The sequence below is a fragment of the Pseudoduganella sp. SL102 genome (assembly GCF_027856995.1).
Taxonomy (GTDB): Bacteria; Pseudomonadota; Gammaproteobacteria; order Burkholderiales; family Burkholderiaceae_D; genus Rugamonas; species Rugamonas albidiflava.
This window is the reverse complement of the sequence record NZ_CP115554.1, coordinates 7280445-7293841: the sequence shown is the minus strand read 5'-3', so window position 1 is coordinate 7293841 and position 13397 is coordinate 7280445. Positions and strand designations below refer to the sequence as shown.

Sequence of the window (13397 nt, the reverse complement as noted above, 5' to 3'; positions counted from 1 at the left end):
TTAACCTTTACAAGCTTTGATTACCAGAAAACGACACGGAGATATGATGAAGCGACGCTTGACCATCCTGGCCGCTGCCGCGCAGCTGCTGACCGCCAGTGTCATGGCTGCCCCCGCACCGCAGGCCCCATTGTCGGACTGGCCGCAGCTGAAGAGCGCGGTGGCGCCCGATGCGCAGCTGGAAGCGCGGGTGAAGGACATCGTGGCCGGCATGACGCTGGAACAGAAGGTCGGCCAGATGACGCAGTCCGAGATCAAGACGACCAGGCCGGAAGATGTGCGCAAGTACTACCTGGGCTCCGTGCTGAACGGCGGCGGCAGCTGGCCGAACGGCAGCAAGTACGCCACCCCGGCCGACTGGGTGAAGCTGGCCGATGCGTTCTACGATGCGTCGATGTCGACCGACATGCGGCACAAGATCCCTGTCATCTGGGGCATCGATGCCATGCATGGCAACAGCAACGTGCTGGGCGCCACGCTGTTCCCGCACAATATCGGCCTGGGCGCGGCGCGCGATCCGAAGCGGGTCGGCGAGATGGCTGCGGCGGTCGCCAGGGCCGTGCGCGCGACGGGCATCAACTGGGTGTTCGCACCCACGCTGGCCGTGGTGCGCGACGACCGCTGGGGCCGCACGTATGAAAGCTTTTCGGAAGATCCGAAGATCGTGGCCGACTATGCCGGCGAGTACGTGAAGGGCTTGCAGGGGACGCTGAAGGACGACGCCAACGTCGTCGCCACCGCCAAGCACTACGTGGGCGATGGCGGTACCGACCAGGGCAAGGACCGTGGCGTGAACCAGTCGACGAAATCCGAAATGATGAACATCCACATGGCCGGCTACTACCCGGCGCTGGAAGCGGGTGCGCAGACCGTGATGGCGTCGTACAACAGCTGGACCGATGTCGCCGCCAACAAGACCTACGGCAAAATGCACGGCAACAAGGAACTGCTGACGGAAGTCCTCAAGCAGAAGATGGGCTTCGACGGTTTTGTCGTCACCGACTGGAACGGCATCGCCGAAGTGCCGGGCTGCCGCAACGACAGCTGCCCGCAGGCGATCAACGCCGGCATCGACATGGTGATGGTGCCGGACGACTGGAAGAGCTTCATCGCCAACACGGTGCAGCAGGTGAAGGATGGCACGATCCCGATGGCCCGCATCGACGATGCCGTGACCCGCATCCTGCGCGTGAAACTGCGCGCCAACCTGCAGAAGCCATCGGCGTCGGTCCATGCCGGCAAGATGGGATCGATGCAGGCCCGCGAACTGGCCCGCAAGCTGGTGCAGGAATCGCTCGTGCTGCTGAAGAACGACGGCAATCTGCTGCCGCTGGCGCGGGACAGGAAGATCCTGGTGGTCGGCAAGAGCGCCGACAACATGGCCAACCAGAGCGGCGGCTGGACCCTGACATGGCAGGGCACCGACAACAAGAACAGCGATTTCCCCAATGGCGACACGATCCTGGCCGGCCTGAAGGAAGCGGCGCCGAACGTGACGTTCAGCGCCGATGCGGCGGGCGTCAACGTGGCCGATTACGACGTGGTGGTGGCCGTGATCGGCGAGGGGCCGTATGCCGAAGGCGATGGCGACATCGGGCCGGCCGGCAACCTGCGCCACAGCGGCCGCTATCCGGAAGACCTGGCCGTGCTGAAGGCGGTGGCGGGCAAGGGCAAGCCGGTGGTGACGGTATTCGTCACCGGCCGCCCCCTGTACGCCAACGATTTGCTGAACCTGTCGGACAGTTTCGTGGCCGCCTGGCTGCCGGGTTCCGAAGGCAAGGGCGTGGCCGACGTGCTGCTGCGCGGCGCCGACGGCAAGGTCAATGCGCCGTTCACCGGCAAGCTGTCGTTCTCGTGGCCGAAGGGCCCGTGCCAGGCACCGCTGAACGTGGGCGACAGGAACTATGCGCCGCTGTTCGCCTACGGCTACGGCCTGGAGTACGGCAAGGCGAAGAAGGTGGGCCGGCTGGCCGAGGACAACAGCACGGCGCCGTGCGGCAAGACCAATGCGTTCCCGGTCTTCAACCAGTCCGACCGTGCCACCTTCCCGCTGTACGTGCAGAGCGGCGGCGAACGCAAGGCGCTGGGCGCGGACCTGAATGCGACGCATGCGCTGCCGACGCTGAAAGTGGAAGTGGCCCAGGTGAATACGCAGCAGGATGCCCGGAAGGTGACGTGGACGGGACCTGGCGCCATCGAGGCACGCGCCGCCGCGCCGCGCGCATTGCCGTCTTATGCGGCGAAGGATGGCGTGCTGGCGTTCGACACGATCGTCACGCAGGCTCCGCAAGGGCCGGTGCAGGTGTCGATCGGCACGTCGTCGGTCGACATGGCCGGCGAATTCACCCGCCTGGCGGGGCAGGGCAAGAAGACCGTCAAGATCCCGCTGGCCTGTTTCAAGGGCGCCGACCTGGGCAAGGTGGACACGCCTTTCCGTGTGCAGGCGCAGGGCGGACTGGTGGCGGCGTTCGCCAACATCCAGGTCATCGGCGGGGCCGCGAAGGATGCGGACGCGGTGCGCTGCGCGAACTGAGGAGGCAGGATGGAACACTATTCGCAGGCCGCGGCGCTGCCGCCGAAGTCTGGCACAAAAGCGGGCACAGATTCGGGCACAGGGGCGGCCGGCAAGACAGGCAACACCGGGCCGCTGGTGGTCGTCACGATCCTGTTCTTCATGTGGGGCTTGCTGACGTCGATGAACGACGTGCTGATCCCGCACCTGAAGGCGGTGTACACGCTGACCTATGTGCAGGCGATGCTGGTGCAGTTCTGCTTCTTCGGTGCCTACCTGCTGGTGTCCCTGCCGGCCGGGATGCTGATCCGGCGGCTCGGCTACCAGCGCGGCGCGGTGGCGGGCCTTGTCGTCGCGGCCATCGGCTGCGCGCTGTTCTACCCGGCCGCCACGTCCGGCTATGGCGTGTTCCTGTTCGCCTTCTTCGTGCTGGCCGGCGGCATCACGGTGCTGCAAGTGGCCGCCAATCCGTATGTGACGGTGCTGGGCGATCCGCGCACGGCGTCCAGCCGGCTGACGCTGACGCAGGCATTCAACTCGCTGGGCACGACGGTGGCGCCGACGCTGGGCGGCATGCTGATCCTGTCCGGCGGCATGCTGAGTGCCGGCGAGCTTGCCGCGCTGCCGACCGCCGAACAGCTGGCGTACCGGGCGCGCGAAGCGGCCAGCGTGCAGGGGCCGTACCTGGTACTGGCCGGCACGCTGTTGCTGCTGGCCGTGCTGTTCGCGCTGGCGCGTTTGCCGAAGATCGTCGATGCGGCGGGCGACGCGGAACAAGGACGCTTCGGCGACCTGTTCGCCCACAGGCACCTGGTGCTGGGCACGCTGGGCATCTTCCTGTACGTGGGTGGCGAGGTATCGATCGGCAGCTTCCTGATCAACTTCCTGGAAGATCCGAAGATCGGCGGCATGACGGCCGCGCAGGCGGCGCACTACGTCAGCCTGTACTGGGGCGGCGCGATGGTCGGCCGCTTCATCGGCTTCGCAGTGATGCGCAAGGTCAGCCCCGGCAAGGCGCTGGCGTTCAATGCCGCCGCCAGTATCGTGCTGATCGCCATCGCGGTGCTGGGCGGCGGCAAGGTGGCGATGTTCGCCATCATCGCCGTGGGGCTTTGCAATTCCATCATGTTCCCCACCATCTTCAGCATGGCGCTGCACGGCCTGGGCAAGCAGACCGGCCAGGCTTCCGGGCTGCTGTGCATGGCCATCGTGGGCGGCGCCCTGGTGCCGTTCGCGCAGGGGGCGGTGGCCGATGCGATGGGCGTGCAGGTGTCGTTCGTGGTGCCGGCGGCGTGCTATGCGTTCATCCTGTATTTCGGGCTGAAGTACGCGGATTTGCACAGGCAGTAAAAAACAGGGGCAAGTCCTGAGGTGGCTTGGAAAAGCGTTACACGACACATTGAAAGCACATGCATTCACCCCAACAGCGAAGGGCTGGGGTCAGACCCGCCGGGTCTGACCCCGGAATTTGCACTTGGGGTAGTCTAATCTAAGCGGGAATGCTTGACTTACCGACGGCCGTACATCATCAGCTCGGCCAGTACGGAGCGCGCAGGGCTGAACAGGTCGATGGCGGCCAGCGACAGGCCGAGGACCGGCTGCAGCGGTGAAGTGTTGGCGAAGATGCGCGCCATCGTGTCGGTCAGCCGCACGGTGACGTCGCGGTCCTGGCGGCGCAGCGCGGCGAATTCGGCGAGGGCTTCGGGCGTGGCGCCGCGGGCCAGCAGCCGGGCCAGCACGGTGGCGTCGCGCAGCCCCAGGTTCAGGCCCTGGCCGGCCACCGGGTGCAGCGTTTGCGCCGCGTTGCCGATCGCCGTGGTGCGCGCGGTGCCGGTCACGCCGGCGTTCAGGCCGAGCGGGAAGGCGAGGCGCCGGGTGGCGTGCGTGAAGCGTCCCAGCCGTTCGCCGAAGGTACCGTTCAGCCGGGCCAGGAAGGCGGCATCGTCCAGCGACAGCAGTTCCTGCGCGGTTTCCGGGCGCACGCACCAGACCATCGAGTATCCGCGCGTTTCGCCATCGTCCTGCGGCAGCATCGCCAGCGGGCCTTCATCCGTGAAACGTTCGTAGGCGCGGTGCGCGATGGGCGCGCTGGCTTCCACCTGGGCGATGATGGCTGTCTGGCCATAGTCGCGCATGGCCTGCTTGTCCGCCTGCGCGCCGAACAGGCCGCCCTCGGCCTGCACCGCGATCGCGGCCGATATCGTCCGGCCATCGCTGCGGCCATCGTCCAGCGCCAGGCGCACGCCGCCGGCCGCTTCGTCCAGAGCGGTGACACGCATGGGCCGCAGCGAGGCGATGCCCAGCCGTTCGACCACGCCGGCCAGCACGGTGACCAGGTCGCCGTAGCGCGTCACGTAGCCCAGCGCCGGCACGCGGTGTTCGTCGCGCGTGATCATGCTGCGGCCGAACGTTCCCTTGCGCGACACGTGGATCTCATGGATGCCGGTGGCCGGCACCGGCCAGGCGCCGACCTGCCCGAGGATCTGCCGGCTGCCCCAGGACAGCGCCAGCGTGCGCGGATCGCCGCGCGCCGCGTCCAGCGATTTCGCGTCGACCAGCGCGATGCGCGAAGCCGGCATGCCGCGCTGCACCAGCAGGGCCGCCAGCGCCATGCCGGCCGGGCCGGCGCCGCAGATCGCCACGTCGTAGTCGGCCTGCGCCAGGCCGGCGCCCGTTGCTTCGCTCATGATCCCTCCGCCATCAGGCGCTCGATATCGTCCACCGTTTTCGGTACCTCGTCCGTCAGCACGCGGGGCGCGCCGGCTGCGACCACCACGTCGTCCTCGATGCGGATGCCGATGTTCCAGTACTGTTCCGGCACGCCCGGCGCGGGGCGCACGTAGATGCCCGGTTCCACCGTCAGCACCATGCCTTCGGCCAGGGGGCGCGAGGGCTTGTCCGGATGGTCGGTGAGGCGGTAGGCGCCGGTGTCGTGCACGTCCATGCCCAGCCAGTGGCTGGTGCCGTGCATGTAGAACGCCGTGTAGGCCTTGTTGGCGATCACGTCGTCCAGGCTGCCCGCGGTGTCCCGGTTCAGCAGGCCGGTATCGAGCATGCCTTGCGCCAGCACGCGCACGGCGGCATCGTGCGCCGCGTGGAACGTGTTGCCCGGCCGGATCGCCTCGAAGGCTGCCGCCTGCGCGGCCAGCACGATGTCGTACAGTTCGCGCTGCGGCGCGCTGAAGCGGCCGTTGACGGGAAAGGTGCGCGTGATGTCCGATGCATAGCCATCGAGCTCGCAGCCGGCGTCGATCAGCACCAGGTCGCCGTCGCGGGTTTGCCGGTCGTTGCTGTTGTAATGCAGTATGCAGCTGTTGGCGCCCGAGGCGACGATCGGCGTGTAGGCCGGGAACTGCGCGCCGCTCTTGCGGAACTCGTACAGCAGTTCCGCTTCCAGCTCGTATTCGAAGACGCCACCGCGCGCGGCCCGCATGGCGCGGCGGTGCGCCGCGGCCGAGATCTGCCCGGCGCGCAGCATGGTGGCCTGTTCGCCGGCATCCTTGACGACGCGCATTTCATCGACCAGCGGCACCAGGTCGCGCAACGCCGGCGGCGCGACGATGCCGGTGCGGCCCCTGGCCCGCACCCCGTCGAACCAGCGGCGCAACTGCCCGTCCAGTCCTTCGTCGCGCGCCAGCCGGCAATACAGCGCCGGGGCGCCGGCCAGCAGCCCGGCCATTTTCTCGTCGAGCATGGCGATCGGGTACGCGGCATCGACACCGAATTCGGCCTGCGCCGCTTCCGGCCCATGGCGCAGGCCATCCCAGATTTCGCGCTCGACGTTCTTTTCGCGGCAGAACAGGATGGCGCGCGCCGGCTGGTCGCCGGATGCGGCGACGAGAACCAGCGCGCTTTCCGGCTCGGGAAAGCCGGTCAGGTAATAAAAACTGCTGTCGTGGCGGTACGGGTAATCGCTGTCGCCATTGCGCACGCTTTCCGGCGCGGTGGCGAGGTAGACCACGCTGCCCGGCTCCAGCCGCGCCAGCAGGCCGGCGCGCCGCGCGGCGAACTTGCCACCGGCGGCGCTCATGGCCGCCCGGCTCCGAACGGGGCGTTCAATGCGTCGAGCTGCTGCGGGGTGCCGATATTGTCCCAGTCGCCTTCATAGACTTCGCCGCCCAGCTGGCCCTTGCCGGCGTATTCGCGCAGCAGGTTGCCCAGGCCGGCGTGCTGGCCCGGCTGGATGCCGTCGAACATCTCGGGGCGGTACACGCCGATATTGGCGAACGTCCACGTCGGACTCCCGGTGGTGGTCACCGTGTACAGGTCCAGGCCGAAGTCGCCCCTGGGATGGAACGGCGGGTTCTTCACGAGCCAGATCCAGGCGATGTCGCGCTGGTCCGCGGCATGCGGCTTGCCCCACAGGTCATTGTCGTGCAAGACATCCGTCACTTCGCTGAAATCGAAATGCGGGCACCAGATATCGCCGGAAATCGCCAGGAACGGCTGCTCGCCCAGCAGGTGACGCGCGTTGGCGATGCCGCCCGCCGTTTCCAGCGCCTGCCCTTCCGCGGAATACCGGATGGTGGCGCCGAAGCGGCTGCCGTCGCCCAGGTACTCCTCGATCATGTGGCCGAGATGGGCGTGGTTGATGACGATCTCGGTCAGCCCGCCGCGCACCAGGTTCAGCACGTGCCACTCGACCAGGGGCCGGCCGCGCACCTTCAGCAGCGGCTTGGGGCAGGTGTCCGTCAGCGGGCGCATACGCTCGCCGCGGCCGGCGGCGAAGATCATGGCTTTCATGGCGCCCTCAGAACGTGTAGCCGACGGCCGGCTGGCGGTTTTCCAGCGCATCCAGCAGCTTGACCAGCGGCTTGAGCTCGCGGTAGCGGTTGGCGGCATGGCGCACATATTCCATCACCGTGGGCAGGTCGCCCAGGTAATTGGGCTTGCCGTCGCGGTAGTTCAGGCGGCAGAACAGGCCCAGGATCTTCAGGTGCCGCTGCAGCGCCATGTATTCGAAATCCTTGTAGAACGCGTCGAAATCCTTGTTGACGGGCAGGCCCGCCGCCTTCGCGTGCTGCCAGTAGCGGATCACCCAGTCCAGCACCAGTTCCTCGTCCCACGACACGTAGGCGTCGCGCAGCAGCGAAGCCGCGTCGTACGTGATCGGGCCGTACACGGCGTCCTGGAAGTCGAGGATGCCGGGATTCTTCTCGTCCATCCACATCAGGTTGCGCGAATGGAAGTCGCGGTGCATGAACACCCGCGGCTGCGCCATGCAGGTGGCGATGATGTGGTCGAACACTTTCTGCAGCTCGGCCGCCTGCGCTTGCGTCAGCGTGGTGTTCAGGTGCTTGCCGATATACCACTCGGGGAAGATGTTCATTTCCCGCAGCATGAACTCGCGGTCGAATTCAGGCAGCACGCCCGGCTGGCTGCGCAGCTGGATGGCGACCAGCGCGGACAGCGCCTCGGCATACAGCGTGGCGGCATTGTCGTGGTTCAGCGCCTGCAGGTAAGTGGTGGTGCCCAGGTCGGACAGCAGCAGGAAGCCCTGGCCGAGGTCCTGCGCATGGATCGCCGGCACGGAAACGCCGGCCTCGGCCAGCAGTGCATCCACTTTCACGAACGCTGCGGTATTCTCGCGTTCCGGTGGCGCGTCCATCGCCACCAGCGTGGCACCGTACTGTGCCTGCGCGGCGGGCAGGACGTCGACCCGGAAGTAGCGCCGGAAGCTGGCGTCGGCCGATGCGGGACGGGCCGAGGCGGCGTCCACGGTGCCCAGGCCCTGCAGCCAGGTTTTCAGTTGGAGCAGGCGCGCGTCGCCGTCCGCGGACGCGTCGCTGGAAGAGAATGTATGCAATAAAGACATGAAGTACGGCCCGAGCAAACCGGATGTTGACAAAGGAATCCCATATAATAAGGGATTCAATTCAAAAAATCGCCTGCATGGTGTTCTTTATAGTGCTTCGCGTATCCTGCCCTTCATGAGCCTGGCCCCACCCTTCAAGAAACGCTGGGCGTATGCCATCTCCGCCCTGATCGCCGCCTGCGCGGCACCATCCCATGCCCAGACCCAGCCAGGTTCTGGTGTAACTGCCGGCGCGGGTGCGCCCCGTGCCGACGATCCGGATGCCCCTGTCACGATCCGTGCCGAGGAGATCAACGGACGGCCCGAGCGGGAGCTGATCCTCACCCGCGACGTGGAAGTGGTCCAGGACAAGATGCGCGTGACGGCCGATTCCGCCTGCTACCGCCAGGTGGAATCCGAGCTGGAGGCGAAGAGCAACGTGCGCCTGTGGCGCTTCGGCGACTATTACACGGCCGAAGAATTCCGGCTCAATACCGAGACCGGGGTGGGGTACATGCTGCAGCCCACCTACAAGCTGGAGATGAACAACGCGCAGGGCAAGGCGCAGCGCATCGACTTCCTGTCCGAAGACCGCGCCAAGGTGGTCAACGGCACCTACAGCACCTGCGAAGGGCCGAACCCGGACTGGTACGTGCGTTCGAGTACGCTGACGCTGGACCAGGGCCGCGACGTGGGCGTGGCCGGTCCCACGGTGGTGTATTTCAAGGATGTGCCGCTGATCGGCACGCCGGGCATTTCCTTCTCGCTGTCGGGCGAACGCCGCTCGGGCTGGCTGCCGGCCACGCCAGGATTCAGCTCGCGGGGCGGGGCCGAACTGACGCTGCCGTATTACTTCAATATCGCGCCGAACCGCGACCTGACCGTGTCGCCGCACTACATCAGCCGGCGCGGCCTGCAACTGGGTGCCGTGGGGCGCTACATCGGCGAGACCGCGGCCGGCAGCTACGAAGGCCGCACCTTCGTCGAATACCTGCGCAACGACAAGGAAAAGGACATCGACCGCTGGCAGATCCAGTCGCAGCACTCGCAGGCGCTGGCCAAGGACTGGTCGTATGGCTGGAACGTGCGCGCCGCGTCGGACGAGGATTACCCGACCGACTTCTCGAAGACGGTGGCCGGCAGTGCCGAGCGCCAGCTGCTGAAGGAAGCGCGCACCGACTACCGTGGCGAAATCTGGAGCCTGACGGCGCGCGTGCAGAAGTACCAGGTGCTGCAGGATCCGGATACCAGGACGGTCACGCCGCGCCCGTACGACCGCCTGCCGGCGGTGAATTTCCACGCCGGGCAGTACGATGTCGGCGGCTTCGACTGGTCGGTGGATGCCGAGGCGACCCGCTTCCACTACGCGACCGAGACCATCTGCCCGGGCGCCAATATCGGCGGCATCGCCTGCGTGAACGACGCCCGGATCAACGGCGACCGGATGGTGGTGCAGCCGCAGATCAGCTATCCGATCATCAGTCCCAGCTACTTCATCACGCCCAAGCTGATGCTCAATGCCAGTGCCTACCAGCTCGACAAATTCGGCGAGGACGAAGCCCGCTCGGTGACGAAAGCCATCCCCACGTTCTCGCTGGACTCGGGCCTGGAATTCGAGCGCAGCACCAAACTGTTCGGCCGCGCCGTCACGCAGACGCTGGAACCGCGCCTGTTCTACGTGTACACGCCGTACCGCGACCAGACCGACATTCCCGTGTTCGACACGGCCGACGCCACGTTCAACTTTACCCAGCTGTTCTCCGAGAACCGCTTCGTGGGTTCGGACCGCGTCGGCGATGCGAACCAGGTCACGGCGGCGATCGTGTCGCGCTTCCTGGAGGAGTCGGGCGCCGAGCGCCTGCGCCTGGCATTCGGCCAGCGCTTCTACTTCAACGACCAGCGCGTGCAGCTGACGAATGCGCAGCCCGTCAGCACGGGCCGCTCCGACCTGCTGCTGGCCGCGGCCGGCCGCATCTCCGAGACCTGGGGCGTGGACAGCGCGGTGCAGTACAACCAGGGCGACAAGCGCGTGGTCAGCTCGAACCTGAACGTGCAATTCCAGCCCGGCCCGCGCAAGGTGTTCAACGCCGGCTACCGCTTCCTGCGCGACAGCTTCAAGAACGTCGACTTTTCCACCCAGTGGCCGATCTCGAACCGCTGGTTCGGCGTGGGCCGCATGAGTTATTCGCTGCAGGACCACCGGATCCTGGAAAGCCTGATCGGCCTGGAATACAACTGCGAATGCTGGGTGTTCCGCATGGGCGCGCAGCGCTTCGTGACGACCACCAACGAGACGACGACGCAGATGTTCTTCCAGCTCGAACTGAACGGCTTGTCCAAGTTCGGTGTCGGCAATCCGCTGGAAGTGCTGAAGAACAGCATTCCGGGCTACCAGCAGCTCAATCCGGGGTATCGCCGCTAAGGGCCGGGCGGCGGACGGCGGCGTGGGCGTCGCTGACGGCGATATTAGAGTGGCCGATGGCGACCTGTTGGTCGCCATCGCTTGCTGTTACACTTTCCGCGGCGCTCACCTGCTATCCTTCATCATTTTCCACCTGACCTGAAAAGCGTTTGCAATATGTTCAGTAAGCACCCGATCACCCCGATCACCCTTGCGGCACTGCTGCTGTGCGCCACTGCCGGCGGCGTAGCCACGGCGCAGGACGCGAAGCCTGCTGCTCCCGCCGCGGCACCGGCAGCCGCGCCGGCGCAGCCGAAGGGCTTCACGCCGCCGGGTCAGTCCAAGAACCCGGAAATCGATTCGATCGCCGTGGTCGTCAATGAAGACGTCATCACCAAGCGCGAGCTGGCCGAGCGCGTGGGCGTCATCATGCAGCGGATGAAGCAGCAGAACGTGCAGTTGCCGGATGCCGCCGCGCTGCAGCGGCAGATCGTCGAGCGCATGATCGTCGAGCGCGCCCAGCTGCAGATGGCCAAGGAAATGGGCGTGCGCGTGGACGACACGATGCTCGACCGCGCGATCGCCCGCATCGCCGAACAGCAAAAGTTGTCGGTGCAGCAGCTGCGCGACCAGATCGAGAAGGATGGCACGTCGTTCGCCAGCTTCCGCGAGGAGATCCGCGAGGAGATCATCACCACCCGCCTGCGCGAGCATGAGGTGGATGCCAAGATCCAGATCTCGGAAGCGGAAGTGGACAGCTTCCTGGCCGCGCAAGAGGCGGCGGCCGCCGAGCAGCAGGAGGTGAACATCTCCCAGATCATGGTGCGCATTCCCGAGAACGCCACGCCGGACGTGATCGCCCAGCGCCAGCAGCGCGCCGACGACGTGATGCGCCAGCTGCGCACCGGCGGCGATTTCGCCAAGGTGGCGGCCACCTATTCCGACGCGGCCGACGCGCTGCAGGGCGGTGTCGTGGGCTGGCGTCCGACCGACCGGATTCCGCCGGTGTTCGCCCAGGCGCTGGAAAAGCTGCAGCCGGGGCAGGTGACGCCGATCATCCGCAGCGTGACGGGTTTCCACATCCTGAAGCTGGTGGACAAGCGCACGCTGGCCCAGGCACAGGCCGAGGCGGCCGTGGAACAGACCCATGCGCGGCACATCCTGCTGAAGGTCACGCCGGCCAACAGCGCCGAGGACGCCAAGCGCAAGCTGGCCGAGATGAAGGCAAAGCTGGACAACAAGTCGGCTTCGTTCGAGGAACTGGCACGGCTGTATTCGACGGACGAATCGGGCAAGAAGGGTGGCGACCTGGGCTGGCTGTACCCGGGCGACACGCTGCCGGAATTCGAGAAGGCGATGAACGAGCTGAAGCCGGGTGAAGTGTCCGGCCCGGTCGAGACGGCCTTCGGCTACCACCTGATCCAGGTGGTGGAGCGCAAGTCGGAAGACATGTCGAAGGAGAAGAAGCGCAACGAGGCACGCATGGCGCTGCGCGAGCGCAAGATGGTCGAGGCGGCGGAAGATTTCCAGCGCGAGGTGCGTGACCGCGCCTACGTGGAATACCGCAGCGAAGACCTGCGCGCCGAAGCCGGCAAGTAAGGCCGGCCGATGAGCGTTACGCTGCCAGCGCGCCGCCCGGGCGTTCGTCCCGCGATCGCGATCACCACCGGCGAACCTGCCGGCATCGGCCCGGAAATTTCGCTGCGCGCGGCTTGGGCGATGCGCGATCGCGTCAATTGCGTGCTGCTGGGCGATGCCGCCTTCCTGGCCATGACGGCGCACGCGATCGACCCGGAAATCCGCGTCAGCGCGCTGTCGCTGATGGCGGTGCGTAACGGCGGCTTGCCGCACTTCGGGCCGGACCGCTTGTCCGTGATCGACATCCCGCTGAGCGCACACGTGGTGCCGGGCAAGCTCGACAGCGAGAACGGCCGCGCCGTGCTGGCCACGCTCGATGCGTCGATCGAAGGCATCAAGGCCGGCTGGTTCGAGGCGGTGGCCACGGCGCCGCTGCAGAAAAGCACGATCAACGATGCCGGCGTGCCGTTCTCCGGCCACACCGAATATTTCGCCGACCGCACCGGCACCGCACAGGTGGTGATGATGCTGGCCGGTGCACCGCAGGATGTGCCCGGGCTGCTGCAGTTGCGGGTGGCGCTGGCGACGACCCACCTGGCGCTGAAGGATGTGCCGGCGGCGCTGACGGTCACCGGCCTGGGCACCACGCTGGACATCATCGACCGCGACCTGAAGGCGAAATTCGGTATCGCCGCGCCGCGCATCCTCGTCACCGGCCTGAACCCGCATGCGGGCGAGAACGGCTACCTGGGGCGCGAGGAAATCGACGTCATCGCGCCCGCGCTGGAAGCGGCGCGCGCACGCGGCATCGATGCGCGCGGCCCGTATCCGGCCGACACGCTGTTCCAGCCGAGGTACCTGCAGGACGCCGACTGCGTGCTGGCGATGTACCACGACCAGGGCTTGCCGGTGCTGAAATACGCCACCTTCGGCCGCGGCATCAACGTCACGCTGGGCCTGCCGCTGATCCGCACCTCGGTCGACCACGGCACCGCCCTTGACCTGGCCGCCCGCGGCCTGGGCCACGCCGACTGCGGCAGCATGGAGCAGGCGATCTCCGCCGCCCTCGACATGGCCAACGCCAGCCGCGGCAACTAAAACATTTCTCAAGA

Annotated in this window: 9 protein-coding genes; 5 read left to right on the top strand and 4 right to left on the bottom strand. The window is 66.8% G+C overall.

Going from position 1 to position 13397, the window contains the following annotated elements:
• The first annotated feature begins 43 nt into the window (after positions 1–43).
• Together OU994_RS30990 and OU994_RS30985 are read left to right on the top strand one after the other, a co-directional pair.
• Entirely contained in the window at positions 44–2533 is a 2490-nt protein-coding gene (locus tag OU994_RS30990) for a glycoside hydrolase family 3 protein (protein WP_281609024.1), read from the top strand.
• 9 nt (positions 2534–2542) lie between these two features.
• Complete coding sequence (locus OU994_RS30985) at positions 2543–3862, top strand: sugar MFS transporter (RefSeq protein ID WP_281609023.1); 1320 nt, start codon at positions 2543–2545, stop codon at positions 3860–3862.
• A 158-nt stretch (positions 3863–4020) separates the two neighbouring features.
• Here the strand turns inward: OU994_RS30985 and OU994_RS30980 are convergent, their stop codons facing one another.
• From OU994_RS30980 to OU994_RS30965, 4 genes are read right to left on the bottom strand one after another with little or no spacing between them, the layout of a single operon-like run.
• A complete protein-coding gene (locus OU994_RS30980) occupies positions 4021–5199 on the bottom strand; it encodes an FAD-dependent monooxygenase (RefSeq protein WP_281609022.1) in 1179 nt (392 codons plus the stop codon).
• Positions 5196–6542 (bottom strand): Xaa-Pro aminopeptidase, encoded by a 1347-nt coding sequence (pepP, locus tag OU994_RS30975; protein ID WP_281609021.1) that lies wholly within the window; start codon positions 6540–6542, stop codon positions 5196–5198. Before pepP ends, OU994_RS30980 begins: the two co-directional genes overlap by 4 nt.
• Positions 6539–7255 carry an N-acetylmuramate alpha-1-phosphate uridylyltransferase MurU gene (murU, locus tag OU994_RS30970; RefSeq protein ID WP_281609020.1) on the bottom strand — a complete coding sequence of 239 codons (717 nt, stop codon included), beginning with the start codon at positions 7253–7255 and terminating at the stop codon, positions 6539–6541. Before murU ends, pepP begins: the two co-directional genes overlap by 4 nt.
• 7 nt (positions 7256–7262) lie before the next feature.
• A complete protein-coding gene (locus tag OU994_RS30965) occupies positions 7263–8327 on the bottom strand; it encodes an aminoglycoside phosphotransferase family protein (protein WP_281609019.1) in 1065 nt (354 codons plus the stop codon).
• Positions 8328–8442: 115 nt separating this feature from the next.
• Here OU994_RS30965 and OU994_RS30960 point away from each other — a divergent pair, with 115 nt between their 5' ends.
• The 3 genes from OU994_RS30960 (at position 8443) to pdxA (ending at position 13383) form a co-directional block, all read left to right on the top strand.
• Complete coding sequence (locus OU994_RS30960; RefSeq protein WP_281609018.1) at positions 8443–10728, top strand: LPS-assembly protein LptD; 2286 nt, start codon at positions 8443–8445, stop codon at positions 10726–10728.
• 156 nt (positions 10729–10884) lie between these two features.
• Complete coding sequence (locus tag OU994_RS30955) at positions 10885–12306, top strand: peptidylprolyl isomerase (protein ID WP_131143608.1); 1422 nt, start codon at positions 10885–10887, stop codon at positions 12304–12306.
• Positions 12307–12315: 9 nt separating this feature from the next.
• Complete coding sequence (gene pdxA, locus OU994_RS30950; RefSeq protein WP_281609017.1) at positions 12316–13383, top strand: 4-hydroxythreonine-4-phosphate dehydrogenase PdxA; 1068 nt, start codon at positions 12316–12318, stop codon at positions 13381–13383.
• Positions 13384–13397 lie beyond the last annotated feature (14 nt).